This is a genomic window from Pseudomonas sp. JH-2 (assembly GCF_036231725.1).
GTDB classification, from domain to species: domain Bacteria; phylum Pseudomonadota; class Gammaproteobacteria; order Pseudomonadales; family Pseudomonadaceae; genus Pseudomonas; species Pseudomonas delhiensis.
The window spans coordinates 11710-37885 of record NZ_JAZAQP010000030.1 but is presented as its reverse complement, the minus strand read 5'-3'; the positions used below and the strand labels follow the sequence as shown (position 1 = coordinate 37885).

At 69.5% G+C, this 26176-nt stretch carries 24 protein-coding genes and 2 pseudogenes; 13 read left to right on the top strand and 13 right to left on the bottom strand.

From position 1 onward, the window contains the following. Positions 1 to 16: 16 nt before the first annotated feature. Positions 17 to 199: a ribbon-helix-helix protein, CopG family gene (locus tag VV867_RS19880; protein WP_109935121.1), complete on the bottom strand. Its 183-nt coding sequence runs from the start codon at positions 197 to 199 to the stop codon at positions 17 to 19. A gap of 92 nt (positions 200 to 291) precedes the next feature. Continuing rightward, positions 292 to 729, bottom strand: coding sequence for a CBS domain-containing protein (locus tag VV867_RS19875; protein WP_109935120.1), 438 nt, complete (start codon positions 727 to 729; stop codon positions 292 to 294). 234 nt (positions 730 to 963) lie between these two features. On the opposite strand from VV867_RS19875, the gene VV867_RS19870 reads away from it, so the two are divergent. Next, positions 964 to 1143 carry a hypothetical protein gene (locus VV867_RS19870; RefSeq protein WP_328567340.1) on the top strand — a complete coding sequence of 60 codons (180 nt, stop codon included), beginning with the start codon at positions 964 to 966 and terminating at the stop codon, positions 1141 to 1143. Between the two features lie 13 nt (positions 1144 to 1156). On the opposite strand, the gene VV867_RS19865 is transcribed toward VV867_RS19870, so the two are convergent. Then, complete coding sequence (locus VV867_RS19865; protein ID WP_109935118.1) at positions 1157 to 1885, bottom strand: hypothetical protein; 729 nt, start codon at positions 1883 to 1885, stop codon at positions 1157 to 1159. A 321-nt stretch (positions 1886 to 2206) separates the two neighbouring features. On the opposite strand from VV867_RS19865, the gene VV867_RS19860 reads away from it, so the two are divergent. The 5 genes from VV867_RS19860 to VV867_RS19840 all read left to right on the top strand — a co-directional run bounded on the left by VV867_RS19860 (position 2207) and on the right by VV867_RS19840 (position 7427). After that, complete coding sequence (locus VV867_RS19860) at positions 2207 to 3421, top strand: SfnB family sulfur acquisition oxidoreductase (protein WP_328567339.1); 1215 nt, start codon at positions 2207 to 2209, stop codon at positions 3419 to 3421. A 9-nt stretch (positions 3422 to 3430) separates the two neighbouring features. Then, a complete protein-coding gene (locus VV867_RS19855; RefSeq protein ID WP_328567338.1) occupies positions 3431 to 4804 on the top strand; it encodes an LLM class flavin-dependent oxidoreductase in 1374 nt (457 codons plus the stop codon). Further along, entirely contained in the window at positions 4801 to 5466 is a 666-nt protein-coding gene (locus VV867_RS19850; RefSeq protein WP_109935115.1) for a methionine ABC transporter permease, read from the top strand. The genes VV867_RS19855 and VV867_RS19850 overlap by 4 nt, the downstream gene beginning before the upstream one ends. Before the next feature lie 99 nt (positions 5467 to 5565). Beyond that, a complete protein-coding gene (locus VV867_RS19845) occupies positions 5566 to 6336 on the top strand; it encodes a MetQ/NlpA family ABC transporter substrate-binding protein (protein ID WP_328567337.1) in 771 nt (256 codons plus the stop codon). A 53-nt stretch (positions 6337 to 6389) separates the two neighbouring features. Continuing rightward, positions 6390 to 7427, top strand: a complete 1038-nt coding sequence (locus VV867_RS19840; protein WP_328567336.1) for a methionine ABC transporter ATP-binding protein — start codon at positions 6390 to 6392, stop codon at positions 7425 to 7427. Between the two features lie 12 nt (positions 7428 to 7439). On the opposite strand, the gene VV867_RS19835 is transcribed toward VV867_RS19840, so the two are convergent. From VV867_RS19835 to VV867_RS19815, 5 genes are all read right to left on the bottom strand, one after another. After that, a complete protein-coding gene (locus VV867_RS19835; protein ID WP_109935112.1) occupies positions 7440 to 8567 on the bottom strand; it encodes a sigma-54 interaction domain-containing protein in 1128 nt (375 codons plus the stop codon). 9 nt (positions 8568 to 8576) lie between these two features. Then, on the bottom strand, positions 8577 to 9788 hold the full coding sequence (locus tag VV867_RS19830; protein ID WP_109935111.1) for an acyl-CoA dehydrogenase family protein: 1212 nt from the start codon (positions 9786 to 9788) through the stop codon (positions 8577 to 8579). Further along, a complete protein-coding gene (gene ssuD, locus VV867_RS19825; RefSeq protein ID WP_328567335.1) occupies positions 9785 to 10936 on the bottom strand; it encodes an FMNH2-dependent alkanesulfonate monooxygenase in 1152 nt (383 codons plus the stop codon). The genes VV867_RS19830 and ssuD overlap by 4 nt, the downstream gene beginning before the upstream one ends. Positions 10937 to 10947: 11 nt before the next feature. Then, complete coding sequence (gene msuE, locus VV867_RS19820) at positions 10948 to 11508, bottom strand: FMN reductase (protein ID WP_328567334.1); 561 nt, start codon at positions 11506 to 11508, stop codon at positions 10948 to 10950. A 279-nt stretch (positions 11509 to 11787) separates the two neighbouring features. Continuing rightward, entirely contained in the window at positions 11788 to 12663 is an 876-nt protein-coding gene (locus tag VV867_RS19815) for a helix-turn-helix domain-containing protein (RefSeq protein WP_109935108.1), read from the bottom strand. Positions 12664 to 12889: 226 nt separating this feature from the next. Here VV867_RS19815 and VV867_RS19810 point away from each other — a divergent pair, with 226 nt between their 5' ends. From VV867_RS19810 to VV867_RS19795, 4 genes are all read left to right on the top strand, one after another. After that, entirely contained in the window at positions 12890 to 13723 is an 834-nt protein-coding gene (locus tag VV867_RS19810) for an SDR family NAD(P)-dependent oxidoreductase (RefSeq protein WP_328567333.1), read from the top strand. Positions 13724 to 13801: 78 nt separating this feature from the next. Next, positions 13802 to 15535: an FAD-dependent oxidoreductase gene (locus VV867_RS19805; protein ID WP_328567332.1), complete on the top strand. Its 1734-nt coding sequence runs from the start codon at positions 13802 to 13804 to the stop codon at positions 15533 to 15535. Then, positions 15535 to 15879, top strand: coding sequence for an NIPSNAP family protein (locus VV867_RS19800; RefSeq protein WP_328567331.1), 345 nt, complete (start codon positions 15535 to 15537; stop codon positions 15877 to 15879). Before VV867_RS19805 ends, VV867_RS19800 begins: the two co-directional genes overlap by 1 nt. Before the next feature lie 76 nt (positions 15880 to 15955). Beyond that, the gene (locus tag VV867_RS19795; protein WP_328567330.1) at positions 15956 to 17314 is read left to right on the top strand and encodes an MFS transporter; all 1359 of its coding nucleotides are present in this window, start codon (positions 15956 to 15958) and stop codon (positions 17312 to 17314) included. A 71-nt stretch (positions 17315 to 17385) separates the two neighbouring features. Here VV867_RS19795 and VV867_RS19790 read toward each other — a convergent pair whose 3' ends face one another. Beyond that, the gene (locus tag VV867_RS19790) at positions 17386 to 18429 is read right to left on the bottom strand and encodes an LLM class flavin-dependent oxidoreductase (RefSeq protein ID WP_328567329.1); all 1044 of its coding nucleotides are present in this window, start codon (positions 18427 to 18429) and stop codon (positions 17386 to 17388) included. Positions 18430 to 18543: 114 nt separating this feature from the next. On the opposite strand from VV867_RS19790, the pseudogene VV867_RS31200 reads away from it, so the two are divergent. Both VV867_RS31200 and VV867_RS31195 read left to right on the top strand, forming a co-directional pair. Continuing rightward, positions 18544 to 19719, top strand: a pseudogene (locus tag VV867_RS31200) (HAMP domain-containing protein); the annotation flags it as partial. A gap of 129 nt (positions 19720 to 19848) precedes the next feature. Next, the gene (locus VV867_RS31195; RefSeq protein WP_371921176.1) at positions 19849 to 20577 is read left to right on the top strand and encodes a methyl-accepting chemotaxis protein; all 729 of its coding nucleotides are present in this window, start codon (positions 19849 to 19851) and stop codon (positions 20575 to 20577) included. Between the two features lie 216 nt (positions 20578 to 20793). Here VV867_RS31195 and VV867_RS19780 read toward each other — a convergent pair whose 3' ends face one another. Beyond that, on the bottom strand, positions 20794 to 21279 hold the full coding sequence (locus VV867_RS19780) for a flavin reductase family protein (RefSeq protein ID WP_328567327.1): 486 nt from the start codon (positions 21277 to 21279) through the stop codon (positions 20794 to 20796). Between the two features lie 564 nt (positions 21280 to 21843). Between VV867_RS19780 and VV867_RS19775 the strand changes: the two genes are divergently transcribed. Then, positions 21844 to 23247, top strand: a complete 1404-nt coding sequence (locus tag VV867_RS19775) for a purine-cytosine permease family protein (protein WP_328567326.1) — start codon at positions 21844 to 21846, stop codon at positions 23245 to 23247. 800 nt (positions 23248 to 24047) lie between these two features. Here VV867_RS19775 and VV867_RS19770 read toward each other — a convergent pair. From VV867_RS19770 to VV867_RS19760, 3 genes and pseudogenes are all read right to left on the bottom strand, one after another. Continuing rightward, positions 24048 to 25187, bottom strand: a complete 1140-nt coding sequence (locus VV867_RS19770; RefSeq protein WP_328567325.1) for an ABC transporter ATP-binding protein — start codon at positions 25185 to 25187, stop codon at positions 24048 to 24050. A 17-nt stretch (positions 25188 to 25204) separates the two neighbouring features. Then, the gene (locus VV867_RS19765; protein ID WP_089391084.1) at positions 25205 to 26014 is read right to left on the bottom strand and encodes an ABC transporter permease; all 810 of its coding nucleotides are present in this window, start codon (positions 26012 to 26014) and stop codon (positions 25205 to 25207) included. Positions 26015 to 26020: 6 nt separating this feature from the next. Beyond that, positions 26021 to 26176: pseudogene (locus VV867_RS19760) on the bottom strand (ABC transporter permease); the annotation flags it as partial.

Below are 26176 nucleotides of genomic sequence, written 5' to 3'. Positions count from 1 at the left end.
ATTGTGCGGGCTGCCCTCAATCCTGCCCGCCCACCTTCGGCTGCGTGGCGTAGCTCACCCCGTGGCTCTCCAGGTAGTCCCGGATCAGCTGGCGAACCACCTGGGAGGGGGTCAGGTCCTGGCTGGCGCAGAGTTCCTCGAAGGCCTTCTTCTTCATCGGGTCGATCAGGACGGTCAGGCGGGCGGTGCGGTTTTCCATGGGTTCTACTTGTTCGGGTCGCGGATGTTAATCAAATTCTAATGCCCCATCCGCGCCCCTGTCATGGCGCCGTCCGCCGCGCCCCCGGCGGCTCACTGTTCGCCGCGGATGTACTGCTCCAGCTGCTGGATCAGCGCGGCCTGCTCGGCGATGGCTTCCTTGACCAGGTCGCCGATGGACAGCAGGCCCACCAGCTGGCCGTTCTCCACCACCGGCAGGTGGCGCAGGTGGCGCTCGGTCATGATGCTCATGCAGGTGTCGATGTTCTGCTGCGAGTCCACCGTGACCACCGGCGAGCTCATGATGGCGCTGACCGGGGTGCCCACCGAGGAGCGGCCCTGGAGGATCATCTTGCGCGCGTAGTCGCGTTCGCTGACCACGCCCACCACCTGGCCGTTGTCCACCACCGGCAGGGCGCCGACGTTCTTCACCGCCATCACCCGCAGGGCGTCGAGCACCATCTCGTGCGGGCCTATGGTGTGCACCTGCTGGCTCTGCTTGGCGTGGAGGAGCTGTGCGACGGTCTTCATGCTGGATGTCCTTCTGCTGTTGTGCGGGGGCACCTGCCCCGAGTGGCCACAGGATCGGCAAGCGGGGCGTTGCGCACAATGCTGGAAACGGCATCGCCCCGATAGGAAAACGTCATCGCCTTCCTTCTGACTTATAGCCAAATGCGCCGTGCCGCGCGACCACCGAGGCTTTGCGCGGGCCCGGCGAGGCCGTAGCATGGAGGCTCCGCTGCACCCCGCTGCCGAGACCGCACCATGCACGACGACGACATCGACCTCCCCGAGCCGGAGCACGAGCACCTGCTCGACCACGAGTGGGACGACGACGCCCCGGAGGACTTCGAGCACGACGCCACCGGCTTGCGCGACGACCCGGAGGACGATCAGGACGACTGGGACGACGAGGACGACGGCGCCCACTGGCACGACGACTGAGGCGCGCCGGCGCTCACTGCGCGGTGATGCGCCGGTATTCGTTCTGGTACTGGTCGAACGGCAGGTTGCTGCGCTGCAGCTTCTGCAACTGGCGTTCCTGGTTCTCCACCGCCACCACCGGCTTGGCCGCCGCGTCGCGGCTGGCCACCGACTGGCCGGGCGCCGGTGCCGGCGCGGGCCGGGCCGGTTGCTCGGCCGGCGCGCTGGCCGGCGTCGGGGACTCCGGTAGCGGGTCGCGCTTGGCGATGCGCTGGGCGCCTTCGACTTCCTCGATGATGGCCTTGGAAATGTCCTTGAGCTGGCCTTCCAGCGAGGTGGGTTCGGCGATGTCGCTCTCGTAGCGGCGCGAGCCCATCAGCCGGCCGCTGGGGCCGTCGGTGAAGCGCACGTTGACGCGCAGGCTGCCCTTGCCCAGGCCGTCGCCGTCGGCCTCCTGGCGCAGGCGGTCGACTTCCACCACCAGCAGCGTCGCCGGCACGCTGGTGGTCGCCACCGCGCCGGTCTGCTCGCCCAGCTGGTAGTCGGACGACGCCGCGTCGTCCTGCAGCATGCGCCGCCAGGCGCCGGTCAGCCGCGTCCAGCCCGGCGTGGCGGTCACGCCGGGGTCGCCCTGGAAGTTCACCAGCAGGCGGTTGCGGGTGTCGGCATAGGTGCTGATGGGGGAGAGCGCGTCGGCGCGCTTCACATCCGCCGCGCAGCCGACCAGGCCGGCCGCGAGGAGCAGTACGAAACAGGTACGCACGGTGGCCTCCTTGGAAATGCGCGGGCCGGGAGTTTCAAGTCTAGTCGGTGCTTTGGCGCTTGCAGGGCGCGGCGGCACATTTCCGTCGCCCGGCTGTCCGTCCCATGCTTCGGTGGGGCTGTTGCCCGGGGAACAACTGTTGGCTGCCGGACAGTGCTTCAACAGGCAGTGTCCGGCCGGCCACTCGTTTGTCGCCGATAAATCTCAACTAATTGATATTTAAGATAAAAAATTCAGGCATGGATTGTGCTCGGACAGAGCAGGGCCCGCTGCCGGGAGGTCCCGGCCCCACACGGGCCACTGTTCGCCACGAGGAAGACCATGTCCGTTTCTGCTGCCTACCCCCTCAACCGCCCCGCCGCGCGCGTGATCCGCGACGACGCCGAGGCCATCCGCGTCGCCCACGAGGTCGCCGAGCTGCTGCTGGCCGGCGCCTCCGGGCGCGACCTCGACCGCCGGGTGCCGGCGGAGGTCGTCGACGCCTTCTCCAACAGCGGCCTGTGGGGCATCACCGTGCCGCGCGAGTACGGCGGCGCGGAGGTCTCCCACGCCACCCTGGCCCAGGTGATCGCCATCGTCTCGGCGGCCGACCCGTCCCTGGGGCAGATCCCGCAGAACCACTACTGCCTGCTGGAAGACATCCGCCTGCAGGGCACCGAGGAGCAGAAGCGCTACTTCTTCGGCCTGGTGCTGGAAGGCCACCGTTTCGCCAACGCGCTGTCGGAAACCGGCGGCAAGAACGTCCAGGACATCCGCACCCGCCTGGTCGCCGAAGGCGACGGCTACCGCATCGACGGCCGCAAGGGCTACTGCACCGGCTCGCTCTACGCGCACTGGCTGGGCGTGCTGGCGCTGGACGAGCAGGACCGCGCGCAACTGGCCTTCGTTCCCCGCGAAAGCGCCGGGCTGGCGGTGATCGACGACTGGGACAGCATCGGCCAGCGCACCACCTCCAGCGGCAGCGTGCTGCTCGAAGGCCTGCGCGTGCCGGCCTTCAACCTGTTCCCCAGCTACCGCTCCTACGAAAGCCCGACCCTGGCCGGGCCCTTCGCCCAGATCACCACCGCCGCCATCGACGCCGGCATCGCCCGCGCGGCGCTGCGCGACACCATCGCCTTCGTCCGCGAGCACGCGCGCCCGTGGATCGACGCAGGTGTGGACAAGGCCAGCGAGGACCCGCTGACCATCATCCAGGTCGGCGGCCTGGACATCCGCCTGGAGGCCGCCGAAGCCCTGCTGGAGCGCGCCGGGCGGGTGCTCGACGCCGGCAAGGCCGAGCCCGACGAGGACAAGGTGGCCGCCGCCTCCCTGGCCGTAGCGCGAGCCAAAGTGCTGACCACCGAGATCGCCATCGAGGCGTCGAACAAGCTGTTCGAGCTGGGCGGCACCCGCTCCACCCTGCGCAAGCACAACCTCGACCGCCACTGGCGCAACGCCCGCGTGCACACCCTGCACGACCCGGTGCGCTGGAAGTATCACTTGGTCGGCAACTGGCTGCTCAACGGCAAGCGCCCGCCGCGCCACGACTGGAACTGAGGTGGCGCCATGAGCAAGCAGATCCGCCTCAACGCCTTCGCCATGAACACCGTCGGCCACCTGTCGCCCGGCCTCTGGCGGCACCCGCGCGACCAGGCGCGGCGCTACACCGACATCCACTACTGGATCGAATTGGCCAGGACCCTGGAGCGCGGCAAGCTCGACGGCCTGTTCATCGCCGACGTGCTGGGCGTGTACGACGTCTATGGCGGCAACGCCGACGCCGCGCTCAGCACCGGCGCCCAGGTGCCGGTGAACGACCCGCTGCAACTGGTCCCGGCGATGGCCGCGGCCACCCGCCACCTGGGCTTCGGCGTGACCGCCTCGGTGTCCTTCGAGCACCCGTTCCCCTTCGCCCGGCGCATGTCCACCCTCGACCACCTGACCGGCGGCCGCGCCGGCTGGAACATCGTCACCTCGTACCTGGCCAGCGGCGCGCGCAACCTCGGCCAGCAGCGCCAGCTGTCCCACGACCAGCGCTACGCCCTGGCCGAGGAATACCTGCAGGTCTGCTACAAGCTGTGGGAAACCAGCTGGGAGGACGACGCCGTGGTCGCCGACCGCGACAGCGGTGTCTACGCCGAGCCGGGCAAGGTCCACGGTATCCACCATGCTGGCGAGTACTTCCAGGTGCCCGGCTTCCACCTCTGCGAGCCCTCGCCGCAGCGCACCCCGGTGCTCTACCAGGCCGGCGCCTCCAGTCGTGGCCGGGCCTTCGCCGCGGCCAACGCCGAGTGCGTGTTCGTCGCCGCGCCGAGCAAGGCGGTGCTGAAGAAGCAGGTGGCCGACCTGCGCGAGGCGGTGCGCGCCGCCGGGCGCGACCCGGCCGACGTGCTGGTGTTCGAACAGCTCACGGTGATAGTCGCGCCGACCGACGCCGAGGCCCTGGCGCGCCTGGCCGAGTACCGCGAGTACGCCAGCGCCACCGGCGCGCTGACGCTGATGTCCGGCTGGACCGGCATCGACTTCGCCGAATACGCCCCCGGCCAGGTGTTGCGCGAAGTGCCCAGCGATGCCATCCAGTCGGCGGTGGAAGCCTTCACCCGCGCCGACCCGACGCGCACCTGGACCACCGCCGAGATCGCCGACTACTGCGCCATCGGCGGCGACGGGCCGGTGCTGGTCGGCTCGCCGCAGACCGTGGCCGACCAGTTGCAGGAATGGGTGGAAGAAACCGACGTCGACGGCTTCAACCTGGCCGGCGTGGTGATGCCGGAAACCTTCGAGGCGGTGGTCGACCTGCTGGTACCGGAGCTGCAGGCCCGCGGGCTGTTCAAGCGCGACTACGCCGAAGGCACCCTGCGCCACAAGCTGTTCGGCGCCGGCGACCGCCTGGCCGCGCCGCACCCGGTCGCCACCCTGCGCGAGGAGGTCCGGCGATGAACGAATGGCTGGCCAACGTCGACTGGAGCGAGATCGCCCAGGCCTGCCTGGACACCCTCAGCATGCTCGGCGCGGCCCTGGGCTGCACCGTGCTGCTGGGGCTGCCGCTGGGCGTGCTGCTGTACCTCACCGGCCAGCGCCAGCTGCTCGACTCGCCGCGCCTGTACCGCACCCTCTCGGTGGTGGCCAACGTGCTGCGCTCGATGCCGTTCATCATCCTGCTGATCGTGCTGATCCCGGCCACCGAGCTGCTCACCGGCACCTCGCTGGGCGTGCGCGGCGCCATCCCGCCGCTGGTGGTGGGCTGCACGCCGTTCTTCGCGCGGCTGGTGGAAAGCTCGCTGCGCGAAGTGGACCGCGGCCTGGTGGAAGCGGTGCAGGCCATGGGTGCGAGCACCCGCCAGATCGTCTTCCACACCCTGCTGCCGGAAGCGCGCACCGGGCTGATCGCGGCCATCACCGTGACCGCCATCGTGCTGGTCGACTACACGGCCATGGCCGGGGTGGTCGGCGGCGGCGGCCTGGGCGACCTGGCCATCCGCTTCGGCTACCAGCGTTTCCAGACCGACGTCATGGTGGTCACCGTGCTGCTGCTGATCCTGCTGGTGCAGGCCCTGCAGATGAGCGGCGACCGCCTGGTGCGCCACTACACCCGGCGCTGAACCCAACACCCCGCTCGCGGCGGCCGGGAAACGTCGCCGCAGGCCCACGTCCACACCCACGACGGCCATCCCAAGAAACCACTGATCGGAGCAAGCACAATGAAGAAAGTCCTGGCCGCCCTGGCTGCCGTAATAGCCATCAACGCCCACGCCAACGAACACCTGGTGGTGGGCGCCACCCCGGTGCCGCACGCGGAAATCCTCGAGTTCGTCAAGCCGGCCCTGGCCAAGGAAGGCGTGGACCTGGAGGTGAAGGTGTTCAACGACTTCATCCAGCCCAACCTGCAGCTGGCGAAGAAGAACCTCGACGCCAACTACTACCAGTACCGGCCGTTCCTCGATGACTTCAACAAGACCCGCCACACCAACCTGGTGCCGGTGGTCGGCGTGCACATCGAGCCCTTCGGCGCCTACTCGGCCAGGTACAAGAGCCTGGCCGAGCTGCCCGATGGCGCAAGCGTGGCCATCCCCAACGACCCGGTGAACACCGGCCGCGCCCTGGTGCTGCTGGCCGAGGCCGGGCTGATCAAGCTGAAGGACCCGGCGAACCCGCAGTCCACCCAGCGCGACATCGTCGACAACCCGCACCACCTGAAGATCCGCGAGCTGGAAGGCGCCATGCTGGCGCGTTCGGTGAAACAGGTCGACCTGGCCTTCGTCTTCGCCAACTACGCGCTGGAAGCCGGCATCGACATCAAGAGCGCGCTGATCGTCGAGAAGGGCAAGGACCTCTACATCGAGTTCCTGGTGGCGCGCCCGGACAACATCCAGGACCCGGGCATCCAGAAGCTGGCCAAGGCGCTCAACTCGCCGGAAGTGCGCAACTTCATCCTGACCCGCTACAAGGGCGAGATCGCCCCCGGCTTCTGATGTGACCCGGCGCGGCGCCCAGGACGGGCGCCGCGCCCGGCAGGAACGCACCCATGGTCAGCTTCAAGCATTCGCAGCCGCTGGCGGCTGCCACCCACATCCGCCTGCAGGGCCTGGCCAAGCACTACCTGGCCGGCGGCCGGGAAGTGCAGGCGCTGCACGGCATCGACCTGGATATCCGCCGCGGCGAGGTCTTCGGCATCATCGGCCGCAGCGGCGCCGGCAAGTCCTCGCTGCTGCGCTCGCTCAACCGCCTGGAACGGCCCAGCGCCGGCCAGGTGCTGGTCGACGGCGAGGACATCGGCGCCTTCGACGACGGGCGCCTGGCGCACCTGCGCCGGCGCACCGGGATGATCTTCCAGCACTTCAACCTGATGGCCTCGCGCACGGTCGGCGACAACGTCGCCCTGCCGCTGGTGCTGGCCGGCGTGCCGCGCGCCGAGCGCGCCCGGCGCGTTGACGAACTGCTGCAGCTGGTGGGCCTGGCGGACAAGCGCGACGCCTACCCGGCGCAGCTGTCCGGCGGGCAGAAGCAGCGCGTCGGCATTGCCCGCGCGCTGGTGCTGCGGCCGGACCTGCTGCTGTGCGACGAGGCCACCTCGGCGCTGGACCCGGAAAGCACCCAGTCCATCCTCGCGCTGCTGCGCGACATCAACCGCCGCCTGGGCCTGACCATCGTCCTCATCACCCACGAGATGGAAGTGATCCGCGACCTCTGCGACCGCGTGGTGGTGCTGGAGCGCGGCCAGGTGGTGGAGCAGGGCGAGGTCTGGGAAGTCTTCGGCGACCCGCGCCACGAGGTGACGCGCAGCCTGCTCGGCACCCTGCGCCACGATGCCGACGGCGAGGCGGCGGGCGAGGGCCTGCTGCTGGACCTGCACTACAGCGGCGCCAGCGCCCGCGAGCCGGAGCCGGCCGCCATCGGCCGCGAACTGGGCTTCGCGGTGCACCTGGTGCAGGCCAGCCTGGAACGCATCCAGGGCCGCTCCCTGGGCAGTCTGCGGCTGCGCGTGGCGGCGCCGCCGTCGGAACGCGCAAGGATAGTGGAGCGCGCGCGGACGCTGGCCGACCGCGTCAGCCTGGTGGGCTGAGCCTGAAGGGGCTCAGATGGACAGCCGCACCACGCGGTTGTCCAGCTCCTGCTCCGGGCCGCGGCGCTTGTTCACCACCAGCTCGCCGATGGCGATCAGCCGCGTGCGGGTGACGTTGCGCGACAGGCCGAGCAGGTTGGCGGTGTGCACCTGGTTGTGGTGGCAGAAGCGGTAGGCGGCGCGCAGCAGGCTTTCCTCGACGCGCTCGTAGAGCGCCCCGGCGGATTCCTCGAACAGGCGGCGGAAGGCGCGCTGCAGCAGTTCCTCGGCGGATTCGCCGCCAGTGGCCGCCGGGCTGCCGCTGTGCCCCGCCGGGGCCTCGTCCTGGCGTTCCAGGCGCAGGTTGGACAGGCGCAGGTCGTCCTCGCGCACCAGGCCGTCGCGGCAGGTGAGCAGGCTGTGGTGGATGACGTTCTCCAGCTCGCGGATGTTGCCCGGCCAGCCGTAGCCGACCAGCTTGCGCTCGGCCTCGGCGCTGAGCTGCACCTGGCCGTAGCCCAGGCGCTCGCTGTAGCTGCGGATGAAATGGCGGGTCAGCGGCAGGATGTCGCCGGGGCGTTCGCGCAGCGGGTGCAACTGCAGGGTGACGACGTTGAGGCGGTAGTACAGGTCCTCGCGGAAGTGCCCGGCGTTGATCGCCCGTTCCAGCTGCACGTTGGTGGCCGCCAGCACCCGCACGTTGATCGGGATGCTCTTGCGCGAGCCCAGGCGCACCACCTCGCGCTCCTGCAGCACGCGCAGCAGCTTGACCTGGATGGCCATGGGCAGGTCGCCGATCTCGTCGAGGAACAGGGTGCCCCCGTTGGCTTCCTCGAACCAGCCGGCCTTGGCGCTCAGGGCGCCGGTGAAGGCGCCCTTTTCATGGCCGAACAGTTCCGCCTCCACCAGCGACTCGGAGAAGGCCCCGCAGTTCACCGCGACGAAGGGCCCGTTGCGCCGCCCGCTGAGGTTGTGGATGTGCCGCGCCACCAGCTCCTTCCCCGTGCCGGTCTCGCCGATGATCAGGACGCTGGCCTCGCTGGGGGCGACCTGTTGCAGATGGGCGAGCAGCGCCTGCGATTTCGGGTCTTCGAAGACCTGTGCGGTCGCCCGGATCGAGGTGGCCAGTGCGGGGGAGGGGGGTAGCGTCAGCAGTTGCATGTCTCTGCCTCAGGAGTAGAAGGTGGGTGTCGGCCGCGTGCCGTTGAGCGCCCAGTCCCCCAGCTCGTGGAGCTTGTAGTCCAGCGGGTCGTGCAGGGACTGGGTGCGCAGGTTGCGCCAGAAGCGGTCCAGGCGCAGCGAGGCGTGGGTGGCGCGGGCGCCGGTGACCTCGAACAGGCGGTTGCAGATGTCCAGGCCGGTGCGGCTGGCGGCGACCTTGGCGGTGGCGATGGCCACCGCCAGCTGCGCGCGCTCCTCGGCGCCCAGGGCGTGTTCCTTGCGCCAGGCCTCGTCCAGCTGCGCGGCGGCGCGCTCCACCAGCAGGCGCACGCCTTCCAGGCCGACCCAGAACTCGCCGTAGTGGCGCAGCACGTACGGGTCCTCGCCGACGCTGCGGGCGCTGGAGCGGAACCACGGGCGGCTTTCCTTGAGGCTGTACTGCCGCGCCTCCTCGAAGGCGCCCTCGGCCACGCCGAGGAACAGGTTGGCGAACAGCAGCTGGGCGATCAGCGGGCGCAGGCAGGCGAAGGGCGTGCTCAGCGGGCCCGGGTCGAGCAGCAGCTCGGACTCTTCCACGCGCACCCGTTCGAAGGTGGCGCTGCCGCTATCGGTCTGGCGCTGGCCCATGTTGTCCCAGTCGCCGTGCAGGGTGATGCCGGTGCGGCCGCTGGGGATGGCGGCGATCAGCAGCTTGCCGCCGTTGCCTTCGTCCACCGCCGAGGCGATCAGCATTTCCGAGTCGCTGGCGCCGGAGCAGAAGCTCTTCTTGCCGGAGAACTCGCGCCAGCCGTCGAGCTTCTTCACCACCGTGCGGGTGTCCAGGGGGTTCAGGGCGTTGCCCCAGAACCAGTTCTTGCGCGCGGTCTGCTCGAACCACGGCTGCCACTGCTCGGGGCGGGCGAACAGGCGCACGGTGGCCAGCATCAGGTGCTGGAAGCCGAACACGTGGGCCACGGAACTGTCGACGCGGGCGAACTCGCGGGTCACTTCCAGGGCCTCGCTCCAGCTGGCGCCCAGGCCGCCGTACTGTTGCGGGATGACCAGCCCGAGCAGGCCGCTGCGGCGCAGGGCGTCGCGCTCGGCCTTCGGGGTGCCGCCGAGCTTGTCGCGCTCCACGGCGCTTTCGGCGAAGTCCGCCGCCAGCTGGCGTGCCAGCTGCAGCGGGCTGAGGACGGAGGCTTGTGCGGACGAATTCACGGGCAGCTCCTCGTGCCGGCTCATGCCGACTGCTTCCGGGCAGTGGGCAGGACGTCGTTGGCGATCATTTCGCCGAACGGCCCGGTGAGGTTGGTCAGGCCGTGGCCGGCCAGGCTGGCGTAGGGCTCGGGCAGCAGCGGGAAGACCAGCTCGGCGAAGCGGTAGGCTTCTTCCAGGTGCGGGTAGCCGGAGAAGATGAAGCTGTCGATGCCCAGGTCCGCGTATTCCTTGATGCGCTCGGCGACCTGCTGCGGGTTGCCCACCAGCGCGGTGCCGGCGCCGCCGCGCACCAGGCCGACGCCGGCCCACAGGTTCGGCGCCACCACCAGCTTGTCGCGGCGCCCGCCGTGCAGTGCGGCCATGCGCCGCTGGCCTTCGGAGTCGAAGCGCGAGAACGACTGCTGCGCGGCGGCGATGGTGTCGTCGGAGATGTGCTCGATGAGCTGGTCGGCGGCCTTCCAGGCTTCTTCCTCGGTGGGCCGGACGATCACGTGCAGGCGGATGCCGAACTTCACTTCGCGCCCGTGGCGGGCGGCGCGCTGGCGCACGTCGGCGATCTTCGCCGCCACCGCGGCCGGCGGCTCGCCCCAGGTCAGGTATACGTCCAGCTGCTCTGCGGCCAGCTCGTGGGCGGCTTCCGAGGAGCCGCCGAAGTACAGCGGCGGGTAGGGCTTCTGGATCGGCGGGTAGAGCGCCTTGGCGTTCTCCACCTGGATGTGCTTGCCGGCGAAGTCCACCGACTCGCCCTGCAGCACCCGGCGCCAGATGCGCAGGAATTCGTCGGTGACCTCGTAGCGCTCGGCGTGGCTGAGGTGGATGCCGTCGCCGCGGTTCTCGTCGGGGTCGCCGCCGGTCACCACGTTGATCAGCAGGCGGCCGCCGGAGAGGCGGTCGAGGGTCGCGGCCATGCGCGCGGAAACGGTCGGCGAGATGATCCCCGGGCGGATCGCCACCAGGTAGCGCAGGCGCTCGGTGAGCGGCGCCAGGGCCGAGGCGATCACCCAGGAGTCCTCGCAGGAACGCCCGGTGGGGATGAGCACGCCGTGGTAGCCGAGGCCGTCGGCGGCCTGGGCGATCTGCTTGAGGTAGTTGAGGCTGACCGGGCGCGCGCCCTGGCTGGTGCCCAGGTAGTGGCCGTCGCCGTGGGTGGGGAGGAACCAGAAGACATTCATCGTGGCGCTCCTCAGGCGATGCGGCGCAGTGCGCGGTGGTCGCCGAACAGCGGCAGGGCGCGTTCCACCGCCAGGCGGATGCGCGCCTGCAGCAGTTCGCAGGTGACGCGGTAGTCCTGGAAGTCGGCCTCGCTGGCGTACACGCCCAGGGGCAGGGTCAGGGACTGGAAGAAGCTGAACAGCGGGCGCAGCTGGTGGTCGATGACCAGGGCATGGCGCTGGCTGCCGCCGGTGGCGGCGAGCAGCACCGGGGTGCCGATCAGGGCGTCCTGACCGATCAGGTCGAACAGGTGCTTGAGCTGCCCCGGGTAGGAGCCGCGGTACACCGGCGAGGCCACCAGCAGCAGGTCGGCCGCCTCGATGGCGCGCAGCTGCGCTTCCACTTCCGCCGGCAGCTCGGCGCGGCTCAGGGCGCCACCCACCGGGCGGGCGATGTCGGCCAGTTCGATGAGCTGGACCTCGGCGTCCAGGTGGCGGCCGATCTCGGCGAGGATGGCCTCGGTCAGGACCAGGGTGCGGGAGGGGCGATAGGCGCCGCCGGACACGGCGACCACTTTCAAGGGGGCAGTCATTCTCGGTTTCCTGTGCTGTTGCCCTGCCGGCAGGGCGGGTCCAGATCCTTTTCGCAAGACCTGTGCCAGGACTCAACGCATTGATTCGTATGGATATTTATCAAGTGTTGCTGGGCGAACTGTTGGCTGGCGGGTAGTTGCTGCTGGGCAACTGTTGGCAGCGCAACAGTGTGCTGGCCGTCGATTCCTGCGCAGTTATAGAGGAATCGAGGTTGAGGTAAAAAAGAATAAATTCAGATTTTATTATTCTTTAAATGAATATAAGGCCCGCAGGCCGCGTCAGCCGGCGCCCTGGCTACGGAACTCGCTGGGCGACAAGCGCGTGTGCTTGCGGAAGAAGCGGCTGAAGTAGCCGACGTCGGAGAAGCCCAGGTCGTGGGCGATGGCCTTGACGCTCTGGCGCGAATGGGCCAGTTCGCGCTTGGCCTCCAGCACCAGGCGCGCGTTGATCACCGCCATGGGCGTCATGCCCAGCTGCTCCTGGCACAGGCGGCCGAGGGTGGCCATGGTCACGCCCAGCTCGTCGGCGTAGTCGTGCACCGGGCGGTGGCGGCGGAAGTGCGCTTCCACCAGCTCGCGGAAAGCGCGCACCTGCTGGCTGCGGCGGCCCTGGGGCGGGGCCGGGTGGTCGGCCTCGGCGGCGCAGCGGAAGATGTGGATCACCAGCGCCAGCAGCAGCGACATGCTGCAGGCCACGTGCTCGCGGGCGCGCTCGTGGTACTCCTGGTGCAGCGCCAGGCACAGCGGCAGCAGCGGGTCCTCGCCGGTTTCCCAGTGCGGCAGGGGGATCACCCAGGGCTTCTGCAACTGCGGCAGCAGGGCCGGGGAGAGCACGGCGGCGGCGCTTTCCAGCGGTGGCTGCAGGGCGGTGACCACGTGGCCGTCCACCTGCCCGGCCCAGTGGAAGCCGTGGACCATCTGCGCGGGGATGTAGATCACGCAGGGGGCTTGCGCCGCCACCCACTGGCTTTCCAGCAGCACCTCGCCGGCGCCCTGCTGCAGGTAGAGGATCTGCAGCTGGCCGTCGTGGCGGTGCGGGGCGATTTCCCAGTTGTGCGCGCCGGAGCGCTGGGAGATGGACTCCACGTGCAGCGACTCGTGCCACACCGGTTGCGGCGCCTCGCCGTAGAGGTCGTAGTTGGGGATGCTGCTCATTGTTGTTGTATGCCCGGCAGGGCTCGGCGGACCTGTGGACAACCCTAACCAGTGCGGCCGGCGCAGGCAAATCGTGGCGGTCATGGCGGCGGCGGATTGTCGAAAATGTCGGGTCGCTTGTGGCTTTTGTCCATTCTGCCGGCGCCGTCGCCGGGCCTACTCTGGCCGCCAGGACCGGGGCTGCCGAACCTTCCCCGGCCTTCGCCTTACAGTGCCGGAGACAACAATGACTCAATCCCAAGCACGCAGCCCCTGGCTTGGCCTGGACGACGCGGTATGCGTCGTCACCGGCGCCGCCGGCGGCATCGGTTTCGAAATCGCCGGCGCCCTGGTGCGCGAGGGCGCCCGGGTGGTCCTGCTGGACCGCGACCAGCCCCGCTGCCGCGACCTCGCCGGGCTGCTGGCGCAGCAGGCCGGGCAGGAAGTGCCGGCCATCGCCTGCGACATTTCCGACCTGGAGAGCGTGAATAACGCCGCCACCCTGGTGCAGGCGCGCTTCGGCCGCTGCGACGTGCTGGTCAACAACGCCAGCGTGCTGCGCCCCGGCGCCCTGGAGGAGATCGGCCTGGAGCAGTGGAACCAGGTGCTTTCGGTGAACCTCAACGGCTACCTGCTGTGCTCCCAGGCCTTCGGCCGGCTGATGCTGGCCCGCGGCGCCGGGCGCATCGTCCACATCGCCTCCATCGCTGCGCACTACCCGCAGACCTGGAGCGGCGCCTACAGCGCGGCCAAGGCCGGGGTGAGCATGCTCTCGCGCCAGCTGGCCGCCGAATGGGGCGCCCGCGGCGTGCGCAGCAACGCCATCTGCCCGGGGCTGATCCGCACCCCGCTGTCGGCCTCGTTCTACGCCGACCCGCAGGTGCAGGCCGCGCGCGAGGCGATGACTGCCAACCGCCGCATCGGCGAGCCGCTGGACATCGCCAACGCCGTGCTGTTCCTCGCCAGCCCCCGCGCGGACTACGTCAACGGCGCCGAGCTGACCGTCGACGGCGGCCTGGAAAGCATGCCCATGGCGCTGATCCCGCGCCCCGGCTACGAGTCGCCGATCAAGGCCGCCTGAGCCTTCCCGCCACCACCACCGCGCCTGCCCGCCGCCCCGCGGGCCGGGCGCGCTCGGCCCGCATTCGAGGAGAGCCCCATGAGCCCCCAGCAAGAAACCACCCTGCGCTGCGACGTGCTGGTCATCGGCGCCGGCGCCGGCGGCCTGTCCACCGCCATCACCGCGCGCAAGCACGGCCTGGACGTGGTCGTGATCGAGAAGGACAGCGTGTTCGGCGGCACCACCGCGTTTTCCGGCGGCGTGCTGTGGATACCCGGCAACCGCCACGCCCGCGAGGCCGGGGTGAAGGACAGCCGCGAGGCCGCGCTCGCCTACCTGCGGCACGAGACCGGCGACTTCTACGACGCCGAGGCGGTGGACGCCTTCCTCGACGCCGGCCCGGAGATGGTCGATTTCTTCGAGCGCGAGACCCAGGTGCGCTTCGTGCCCACGCTCTACCCGGACTACCACCCCGACGCCCCCGGCGGCGTCGACGTCGGCCGCTCCATCCTCGCCGCGCCCTACGACATCCGCGGCCTGGGCCGGGACATGGCGCGCCTGCGCCCGCCGCTGAAGACCATCACCTTCATCGGCATGATGTTCAACTCGTCCAACGCCGACCTGAAGCACTTCTTCAACGCCACGCGCTCGCTGAAATCTTTCGTCTACGTAGCCAGGCGCCTGGCCACCCATGTGAAGGAGCTGCTGCTGTACCGCCGCGGCATCCAGGTCACCAGCGGCAATGCCCTGGCCGCGCGCCTGGCGAAGTCGGCGCTGGACCTGGGCATCCCGATCCACACGGCCACCCCCGCCCGCCAGCTGCTGATCGACGGCGGCAAGGTGCGCGGCGCGCTGGCCAGCGGCCCCGGGGGCGAGCTGCGCATCGAGGCGAAGCGCGGCGTGGTGCTGGCCTGCGGCGGCTTCTCCCACGATCTGCAGCGCATCCGCCAGGCCTACCCGCACCTGCGCAGCAGCGGCGAGCACTGCTCGCCGGTGCCCGCCGGCAACACCGGAGACGGCCTGCGCATGGCCGAGCAGGCCGGCGGCCAGGTGGACATACGCTACCCCGAGGCGGCGGCCTGGATGCCGGTGTCCAGGGTGCCCATGGGCGGCGGCTACACGGCCTTCCCGCACCTGCTGGACCGCTACAAGCCGGGGGTGATCGGGGTGCTGCGCGACGGCCGGCGCTTCACCAACGAAGCCAACTCCTACCACGACGTCGGCGCGGCGCTGATCCAGGCCTGCGCGGGGCAGAAGGAAACCGCCATGTGGCTGGTCTGCGACAGCCGCACCATCGCCAAGTACGGCCTCGGCTACGCCAAGCCGGCGCCCATGCCGCTGGCCCCGCTGCTGCGCAACGGCTACCTGGTGAAGGGCCGCACCCTGGCCGAGCTGGCCCAGGCCGCCGGGCTCGACGCCGCCGGCCTGGCGCGCACGGTGCACGAATACAACCAGGGCGCGGCGCACGGCGAGGACCGCCAGTTCGGCCGTGGCGGCACCAGCTTCAACCGCTACCTGGCCGACCCCGGGCAGCGCCCCAACCCCTGCGTGGCGCCGATCGGCGAAGGGCCCTACTACGCGCTCAAGGTGCTGATGGGCGACCTCGGCACCTTCGACGGCATCCGCACCAGCGTCCGTGGCGAAGTGCTCGACGCCCGCGGCGAGGCCATCCCCGGGCTGTTCTCGGTGGGCAACGACCGCGCCAGCGTGATGGGCGGCAACTACCCCGGCGCCGGCATCACCCTGGGCCCGATCATGACCTTCGGCTACCTCACCGGCCGCCACCTGGCCGGGCTGGAGCAAGGCGCCGCGCGGCGCCGGGAGGTGGCCTGATGCTCGCCCACAAGCCGGTGGTCGACCACCGCGTCTACAGCATCCGCCCGCGCGGCATGGCCGAGTTCCTCGACCTCTTCGAGCGCCTGGCCATGCCCATCCTGCTGCGCCACCTGGGCCCGCCGCTGGCCTTCTACACCAGCAGCATCGGCCCGCTGAACCAGGTGGTGCACCTGTGGGGCTACGACAGCCTCGACGACTTCGAGAAACGCAGCCTGGCCCGCGACAGCGACCCGGGCTTCGCCGAATACCTGCGCGCCACCACCCACCTGGTGATCGCCCAGGAGACGCGGATCATCCGCCCGGTGCGCTTCCGCACGCTGGAGGGCCAGCCACGGGCCTGAGGCGGGACCGAAGCGATCGCGACACAACAACAAGAAAGCGGCGGCTGCCGGCCGCCCGATGCGAGAGGTGCCAGAAATGAGCGGCAAGCAAGCCATAGACGTGCGTGAACTGATCGACGCCCGGCCCCTGGGCGGCTACCAGAAGTGGGTGGTGTTCCTCGGCTTCCTGATCATCGCCCTGGACGGTTTCGACGTGGCGGCGATGGGCTTCATCGCCCCGCAGCTGAAGATGGACTGGGCGCTGAGCGCCAGGGACCTGGGCCCGGTGCTCAGCGCCGCGCTCATCGGCCTGGCGCTGGGCGCCCTGGTGGCCGGGCCGCTGGCCGACCGCTACGGGCGCAAGGCGGTGCTGGTGTGCAGCGTGTTCTTCTTCGGCCTGTGGACCCTGGCCACGGCCTTCGCCGGCGACCTGCAGCAGATGGTCATCCTGCGCCTGCTCACCGGCGTGGGCCTGGGCGCGGCCATGCCCAACGCCAGCACCCTGGTGTCGGAGTACGCGCCGCAACGCAGCCGCTCCTTCCTCATCACCGTGGCCTTCTGCGGCTTCTCCCTGGGTGCGGCGGGCGGCGGCTTCCTCTCCGCCTGGATGATCCCGGCCTTCGGCTGGCACAGCGTGCTGGTGCTCGGCGGCGTGCTGCCGCTGCTGGTGGCGCCGCTGCTGCTGTTCGGCCTGCCGGAGTCGGTGAGCTTCCTGGTGGCGCGCCGCGCCGAGCCGGCGCGCATCCGCCGCATCCTCCGGCGCCTGGCGCCGGACGCGATCGCCGCCGACAGCGAATTCCTGGTGCCGCCCAGGGCGCGCGAGCCGGGCGGCGCCATCGGCATCATGCTCTCGCCACGCTACCGCTTCGGCACCCTGATGCTCTGGGGCGGCTACTTCCTCTCGCTGTTCCTGGTCTACCTGTTCAGCAGCTGGCTGCCGACCCTGGTCAAGGAGGGCGGCGGCTACAGCGTGGCGGACGCGGCGCTGATCACCGCCTGCTTCCAGGTCGGCGGGCCGCTGGGCGCGCTCAGCGTGGGCTGGGCCATGGACCGCTGGAACAAGCAGCGGGTGATCATGCTCAGCTTCCTGCTCGGCGGCCTGGTGATCTTCGCCATCGGCCACGTCACCGCGCACTTCTACCTGCTGTGCGCCATCGCCTGGCTGGTGGGCTTCTGCCTGAACGGCTCCAGCGTCGGCATGAACGCCCTGGCCGCCTGCTTCTACCCCACCGAGGCGCGCGCCACCGGGGCCAGCTGGATGAGCGGCATCGGCCGCTTCGGCGCCATCCTCAGCGCCTTCGCCGGCGCCCAGATGATGGCCCTGGGCTGGTCGCTGCCGCAGGTGTTCGGCGCCCTGGTGGCGCCCGCCGCCCTGGCCGCCCTGGCGGTGTGCGCCCAGGGCCGTCGCGCGGCCCGCACCGAGCGGGCGAAGGTGGCGGGCGCCGGTTCCTGGTGAGGCAGGGACCGAATGCACAACGCCGGTCAGTTTCCTGACCGGCGTTGGTGTTGTGAAGCCCGGGCGGATGTTCAGCGGAACGCCGGCACCACGTGCTTGATGAACAGTTCCAGGGACTTCTTCTTCTGCTCGTAGGGCAGGCTGTTGTCGGCCCAGAAGCTGAATTCGTCGACGCCCAGTTCCTGGTAGTGGCGGATGCGCGCGATGATTTCCTCGGGGGTGCCGATCATGGTATTCCTGCGGATGTTCTCCAGTTCGAACTCCGGGCGGTCCTTGAACTTCTCCTCGGGGCTGGGCGGCAGCAGGCCGTTGACCGGCGTCTGCTTGTTGCCGAACCAGGCGTCGAAGGTGCGGTAGAAGCGCGAGATGGCCTCGGCGCCGACCTTCCAGCCGTCCGGGTCGTCGGCGCTGTGCACGTGGGTGTGGCGCAGCACCATCAGTTGCGGGCGCGGCACGCCGGGGTTGTTGGCCAGGGCCGCCTCGAACTTGTTCTTCAGGTCGACCACTTCCTCGTCGCCCTTCATCAGCGGGGTGACCATCACGTTGCAGCCGTTGGCCACGGCGAAGTTGTGCGAGTCCGGGTCGCGGGCGGCGATCCACATCGGCGGGGTGGGCTTCTGCAGCGGCCGCGGCGAGGAGGTGGCGGTGGGGAATTTCCAGATCTCGCCTTCGTGGGCGACGTCGCCCTGCCACAGCGCGCGCACCACCGGGACCATCTCGCGCAGGTACTTGCCGCCGTCGGTGGCCGGCATGCCGTTGGCCATGCGGTCGAACTCGTACTGGTAGGCGCCGCGAGCCAGGCCCACTTCCATGCGGCCGTTGCTGATCACGTCGAGCAGGGCGCATTCGCCGGCCACGCGGATGGGGTGCCAGAAGGGCGCGATGATGGTGCCGGCGCCCAGGCGGATGGTTTCGGTACGGGCGGCCAGGTAGGCCAGCAGCGGCATCGGGCTGGGCGAGATGGTGTATTCCATGGCGTGGTGCTCGCCGATCCACACGGTGCTGAAGCCGCCGGCCTCGGCCATCAGCGTCAGTTCGGTGAGTTCCTCGAACAGCTGGCGGTGGCTGGTTTGCTCGTCGTAGCGCTCCATGTGCACGAACAGGGAAAATTTCATATCGCTTACCTCGAACCTTTTCTTGTATCCGGCACAGGCGCGGCCGGCGGATGGGATGCGCCTGCGCGCACCGCTGCTTCGGGGGTCGGGCACTGGCATGGCGACTGGCCATGAATGTGCTGGGTGTCCGTGGTTTATTGGTATACCATAATACGGAATATCTGCAAGGCGTTTCTGCCCGGCGCCGACCAAGGAGTAAGGATGAACCTCAAACAGAAACTGATTCTGGCCTTCGCCGCCATCGCCAGCCTGCCGGTGCTCCTGGTCGCCGCGCTGGTGATCTTCAACCTGCGCGGCGAGGCGCGGGCCGGCTTCATCGACGGCAGCAGCCGGGAGATCCGCCAGGTGGAGAACGCCATGCAGCTGTTCTTCGACGGCATCGCCCAGAATGTCGAGTACCTGGCCAGCCACCCGCAGCTGCAGGCCATCGACGCCGGCCTCAAGCAATTCATCGGCGCCGACGCCGCGCAGCACCCGGCCGGCGACCTCGACCACCGGGTGTTCGACCTCTTCGCCGGCCTGGCCCACAGCCACCCGGACTACGCCTACGTGTCCCTCGGCACGCGCGAGGGCGGCTACGCCTTCTGGCCGGGCGACGACCAACTGGCCAGCTACGACCCGCGCACCCGCCCCTGGTACCAGGCGGCCATGGCCCAGCCGGGGCGCACCCTGCGCACTCACGCCTATTACTGGGCGGCGGACAAGGTGGTGCTGGTCAGCACCGTGCGCACCTTCGCCAACCGCCTCGGCGAGCAGGGTGGGGTGGTCAACATCGACGTCTCGCTCAAGCGCCTGACCGATATCGTCAAGGGCATCCGCCTGGGCGAGAGCGGCTACCTGATGCTGATGGAAGGCGACGGCACCGTGCTGGTCGACCCGCAGCAGCCGGAGCACAACTTCAGGAAGCTCGACGAGCTGGGCAGCGGCTATGCCAGCCTGGCCAGCGCCGACAAGGGCCTGGTGGAAGTGACCATCGACGGCGAGCGCTACCTGGCCAACGTCTGGCCGTCCCAGGCCCTGGGCTGGCGCTTCGTCGGCCTGATCAAGGAGAGCGAGGTGATGGCCGCGGCGACCCGCCTGACCTGGGCGATCGCCCTGATCGCCGCGCTGGTGGCGCTGGGCTTCGCCGGTGTCGGCGCCTTCTTCGCCGGCCTGGTGGTGCGCCCGGTGCGCGCCGTGGCCGACGGCCTGGAGGGCATCGCCCAGGGCGACGGCGACCTCACCGGACGCCTGCCGGTGCGCGGCCGCGACGAGACGGCGCAGCTGGCCGGCTGGTTCAACCAGTTCCTCGATGCCATCCGCCGCCTGGTGCAGCACATCGGCCAGGCCGCGGCGAGCATCCACCAGAGCGCCGGCAGCTCCAGCGGCACCTCCCAGGCCCTGGCCGATACCGCGGCGCGCCAGCGCGAGGCGGTGGACATGGTGTCCACGGCGTTCAACGAGATGGTCATGACCGCCAACGAGGTGGCGCGCTCCTGCAGCCAGGCGGCGGCCTCCGCCGACAGCGGCCAGCGCCAGGCCCACGACGGCCAGCAGCAGATCGACGAGGCGGTGGACAGCGTCGGCCGCCTGAGCGAGGAGATCGCCGGTTCGGCCAGCGCCATGCGCCAGCTGGAGCAGGACAGCAACGACATCCAGTCGATCCTTGGCACCATCCGCTCCATCGCCGAGCAGACCAACCTGCTGGCGCTCAACGCCGCCATCGAGGCGGCGCGGGCCGGCGACCAGGGCCGCGGCTTCGCCGTGGTGGCCGACGAGGTCCGCGCGCTGGCGCGGCGCACCGCCGAATCCACCGGCGAGATCGACGCGCTGCTGGGCAACCTGGCCCGCCGCACCCACGACACCGGCCGGCAGATGCAGGCCAGCCTGGAGGCCTCGCAGCGCACCGTCGGCTCCATCCGCGAGGCCCGCGCCTGCTTCGGCGCCATCCGCGAGTCGGTGGACGTGATCCGCGACATGAACGCGCAGATCGCCACGGCCGCGGAGGAGCAGCACCAGGTGGCGGAGGAGATCAACCGGCACATCGCCCAGATCCACCGCGACGCCCAGGAAGTGGCGGGGCTGGCGGACGCCACGCGGGGGGATGCGCAGACGTTGAATGGGTTGTCGGAGGAGTTGAACCGGCTGGTGTCGCGGTTCAGGACGTGAGGGCTGGCTGTGCCACCGGAGGGTCCGGCGCAGCCTGCAGGTTCAATCGCGGACGGAGTCCGCTCCTACGCTGGCCGAGCCATGCCATTCGAGCGCGCCCTGCGCGCGAATCGCGGGCAGGGCCCGCTCCTACGACCGTGCTTCCTGGAACCGTAGGAGCGGACTCCGTCCGCGATTTGGCGGATAACGCCGTAGGCGTTATCCGCCCTACAGGTATCAGGCCAGCGCCGGCAGCGCCCCCATCTTCCCGCGGCAGTAAACCATCGGCTGCACCCGCTGTTCCGGCACCACCAGGTTCTTCACCGCGCCGACCATGATCGCGTGGTCGCCGCCTTCGTACTCGCGCCACAGCTCGCACTCGATCACCGCGGTGGCGCCTTCCAGCAGCGGGTTGCCCAGCTCGCTCAGTTGCCAGTCGATGCCTTGCGCCTTGTCCTTGCCCTTTTTGGCGAAGCTGTAGGCCTCGCTCTGCTGCTCGGCGGAGAGCAGGTGGATGGCGAACTGCTTGCGGCGGATCAGCACCGGGTAGGAGTCGGAGCTGTAGTTGGGGCAGAACAACACCAGCGCCGGGTCCATCGACAGCGAGCTGAAGGCGCTGGCGGTCAGGCCCACCAGTTGGCCGTCCTCGTCCAGGGTGGTGATCACGGTCACGCCGGAGGGGAAGGAGCCCATGACTTGCTTGTAGAGGTTGGCGTCGATCATTGCGGGTACCTGCTGCCACGGGGGCGGGCGTTGGAGGAATTATTTTCGTCTGATGGTATACCGTATTACTGAAAGTTCAAGCCCCGGGATGACCGCCAGTCGGTTGCCGACGAACGTCGCTCTTCGGGCTCAAGCTCTCGGGTGGCAAGGGTTTCAGCGGTTCTCCGAGGGGCCTGGATGGCCGCCTGGATAGCCCCAGGTCGGGGCTGCTGGTGGGGAAAAGGCTTGCCGGAATTTTGGAATACCATAATATGGTCTTCGCCTTGGCGTGCCTGCCAGCCCTTTACGGGGCCTGCTGCCGAAGGCAAATACATACGTAGCTTTCGTACAAAGAAGACAAGAAGATGCTGTGCATGATGTTCCCCCGCCGCGCCTCCGAAGGGGCCTGGCTCGATGATTCCCCGAGGTTGCACCCGCCCCGGCACCGCCGGTCCCGCACCAGGCTGCCCGTGGCCTGATTCCTGCAATCCCGATTCCCGACTGTCCGCGCCCGCAGTGGAACGCCGTCGGCCATGTGGCCGGACGCTCCGCGCCCGCGCCCGGCCATCCGCAGCGAGCCAGAAGATGTCCCACACCGAGTCCACCCCGCTCATCGAGAACCACACCGTCGACTACGTGCCCCCGGCCGAGCGCCATGGTCGTGCCCGCGACCTGTTCACCCTGTGGTTCAGCACCAATATCGCGCCCCTGCCGGTGGTGACCGGCGCCATGGTGGTCCAGGTCTACCACCTGGACCTGCTCTGGGGCCTGGTCGCGATCTTCCTCGGGCACATGCTCGGCGGCGTCGGCATCGCCCTGGCCTCGGCCCAGGGGCCGCAGCTGGGCATCCCGCAGATGGTCCAGAGCCGCGGCCAGTTCGGCCGCTACGGCGCCTTGCTGATCGTGTTCTTCACCGCGCTCATCTACCTTGGCTTCTTCATCTCCAACATCGTCCTGGCCGGCGAGTCGATCCACAGCATCGCCCCGGCCGTGCCGCTGCCGGCGGGCATCCTGCTCGGCGCGCTGGGCGCCACCGCCATCGGCGTGATCGGCTACCGCTTCATCCACACCCTCAACCGCATCGGCACCTGGGTGATGGGCGGCGCGCTGCTGCTGGGCTTCGCCTGGATCTTCTGCCAGCAGTTGCCGGCGGACTTCTTCAGCCGCGGCGGCTTCAACCTCTCCGGTTTCGTCGCCACCCTGTGCCTGGGGATCATCTGGCAGGTCAGCTTCTCGCCCTACACCTCGGACTACTCGCGCTACCTGCCGGCCAGCGTCGGCATCGCCAGGCCGTTCTTCGCCACCTTCCTGGGCGCGGTGCTGGGCACCAGCCTGTCGTTCAGCTTCGGCGCGGTGGCGGTGCTGGCCACCCCCGAAGGCACCGAGGCCATGGCCGCGGTGAAGCAGGCCACCGGCGTGTTCGGCCCGGCGCTGATGGTGCTGTTCCTGCTCAACATCATCAGCCACAACGCGCTGAACCTGTACGGCGCGGTGCTCTCCATCGTCACCTCGATCCAGACCTTCGCCGCCACCTGGACGCCCAGCGTGCGCCTGCGCGTGGCGCTGTCGTCGGTGGTGCTCGCCGGTAGCTGCCTGGTGGCGCTGAGCGCCTCGGCGAACTTCATCGCGCAGTTCATCGGGCTGATCCTCGCCCTGCTGCTGGTCCTGGTGCCCTGGGCCTGCATCAACCTGATCGATTTCTACCTGGTCAAGCGCGGCCGCTACGACATCGCCTCGATCTTCCGCGCCGACGGCGGCATCTACGGACGCTTCAACCCGCACGCGATCGTCGCCTACGCCATCGGCATCCTGGTGCAGCTGCCCTTCGCCAACACCGCGCTCTACGTCGGCCCCTACGCCAACTACCTGGAAGGCGCCGACCTGTCCTGGCTGGCCGGCCTGCTGGTGACCTGCCCGCTGTACTACTGCCTGGCCACCCGCGGCCAGGCCCGCGCAAGCCTGCAGGGCCGCCTGGGCCTGGCCGACTGATTCCTCGTCCCACTCTCCGCCACGCCCCGAGAGCAACTCTGGCGGGGCTTTTTTTGCCGCACGGAGCCATCCGCCGGCACGGTTCGTAGCCATGATCGCGGACGGAGTCCGTTCCTACGGTTCCAGGACGCATGGACGTAGGAGCGGACTCCGTCCGCGATTGGATTCACCGGCCACGCCGGACGCCCCGGTGCCCCGGCTAACGGCGGATAACCGCGAACGGTTATTCGCCCTACGAGTTTGCCGGCTGACGCTGCGTTATCCGCCTGCTCGGACAGCCCCCTCTCCCTTCAGGGAGAGGGTTGGGGAGAGGGGACGGACTTCGCTCACGCACCTCTGCCAACCCTGACGCCGCACCCCCTCCCTAACCCTCCCCCGCAAGCGGGAGAGGGGACCGTTCGGCGCGAGGCGAAACCACGAAGCTCCCGGGCTTCCCGTAGGGCGCATAACGCCTATGGCGTTATCCGCCAAATCGCGGACAAGGTCCGCTCCTACGGTTCCAGGACGCACGGACGTAGGAGCGGACTCCGTCCGCGATTGGATTCACCGGCCACGCCGGACGCCCCGGCAGCACGGCCAACGGCGGATAACCGCGAACGGTTATTCGCCCTACGGGCCATTCGGCGTTCGGTGTCAACCTGTAGGAGCGGGCCCTGCCCGCGATTTCGCGCGCAGGGCGCGCTCCTACAGGGAATGGTGTGGGTAGGGTCCGCTCCTACGGGGAAATATGGAGCGGGAGCCGCAGGCAAAAAAAGCCCCCGGCCGCCACAACGGCCGGGGGCGCAAGGGACTTCAAAGGATCAGTGCGCGCCCTTGACCAGGTCGCTCTCGTTCCATTCGCCGTAGATGCAGGCGTCGGCCGCCGCCCAGCGTACCCGCACCGGGCTGCCCGGGTGCAGCGGCTGGCCGCCGGAGAGCGCCTTGAGGGTCAGCTGGGTGCCGCCCACGGTGGTCACGCTGCAGGTCTGGCTCTCGCCGAGGAACACCACTTCCTGCACCGTGGCGCCCAGTTCGTTCCAGCCGGCCTGCAGGGGCTGCGCGGCGGCCTGTTCGGCGGTCAGGGCCAGGGCCTTCTCCGGGCGCACCATCAGCACCAGGTCCTGGCCTTCGCGCAGGCCGCCGGTGGGGCGGATGCCCAGCACGCTGCTCTCGAAGCGCGCCGCGGCGTTGCCCTGGGCCTGCACGCGGAGGAAGTTGGAGTTGCCGAGGAAGGATGCGACGAAGGTGTTCGGCGGGTTCTGGTAGAGGTCGTAGCCGCTGCCCAGGCCGACGATCCTGCCGTGGCTGAAGATGGCGATGCGCTGGGACAGGCGCATGGCCTCTTCCTGGTCGTGGGTCACGTAGACGATGGTGATGCCCAGGCGCCGGTGCAGGTGGCGCAGTTCGTCCTGCAGGTCCTCGCGCAGCTTCTTGTCCAGCGCGCCCAGGGGTTCGTCCATCAGCAGGATGCGCGGCTCGTAGACCAGCGCGCGGGCGATCGCCACGCGCTGCTGCTGGCCACCGGAAAGCTGCGCCGGGCGGCGCTGGGCGAACTTCTCCAGTTGCACCAGCTTGAGCATGGCGTCGACGCGGCGCTCGCGCGCGTCGCCCTTCTGCTTGCGGATGTCCAGCGGGAAGCCGATGTTGTCGCGCACCGACAGGTGCGGGAACAGCGAGTAGCGCTGGAACACCATGCCGATGTCGCGCTTGTGCGGCGGCACGTTCACCAGCGACTGGCCCTGCACCAGGATCTCGCCGCTGCTGGGCGTCTCGAAGCCGGCCAGCATCGACAGCGTGGTGCTCTTGCCCGAGCCGCTGGAGCCGAGGAAGGTGAGGAACTCGCCGTCGCGGATGTCGAGGTTGATGTTGTCCACGGCGGTGAAGTCGCCGTAGTGCTTGTTCAGGTTGCGCAGGCTGACCAGGGTCCCGCCCGGCGCGGTTTCTTGGATGACGGCACTCATTGTCTGACTCCTCGCGCTCAGGCGCTGACTTCATTGCGCCGGCGCAGCAGCGCGGCGGCGAGCATCACCAGGACCGACAGGCCGATCAGCAGCGTCGAGGCGACGGCGATCACCGGGGTCAGGTCCTGGCGCAGGGTGGTCCACATCTTCACCGGCAGGGTCTGCAGGGTGGGGCTGGCCATCATCACGCTGAGCACCACTTCGTCCCAGGACACCAGGAAGGCGAACAGGCCGCCGGCGACCATGCCCGGGCGGATGGCCGGGAAGGTCACCCTGAACACCGCCTGCAGGCGCGAGGCGCCGCAGATCACCGCGGCGTCCTCGATGGACTGGTCGAACAGCTTCAGCGAGTTGATGATCGAGATGATGGTGAAGGGCAGGGCGACTATCACGTGGCTGACCACGAAGGCGAACAGCGTGCCGGTGTAGCCCAGCTTGAGGAACAGCGCGTACACCGCCACGGCGATGATCACCAGCGGTACGATCATCGGCAGGGTGAACAGGCCGTAGAGCAGCTCGCGGCCGGGGAACCTGCCGCGCACCAGGGCGAAGGCGGTCGGCAGGCCCAGGGCCACCGCGCAGACAGTGGTCAGCACCGCCACCTTGAGGCTGGCCAGGGCGGCGTCCATCCATTCGGGGTTGGCGAAGAACTGGGTGTACCACTTCAGCGTCCAGCCCGGCGGCGGGAACACCAGCCACTGCGAGGAGCCGAACGACAGCAGCACGATGAACACGATCGGCAGCAGCAGGAAGGCGGCGATCAGGCCGGTGACCAGGTACAGCCCGCCGCGCAGGCGCGGGCCCATGGCGTTGGGGGAGAGCAGCATGGCGGCTTACCTCGCGTTACTGGCGCCGACCGGGGATTCCGGCTGCACTTTCAGGTAGACGTAGAACAGCACCAGGGTGATCAGGATCAGCAACGCCGCGGCGGCGCTGGCCAGGCCCCAGTTGAGGAAGGACTGCACCTGCTGGACGATGAATTCCGGCAG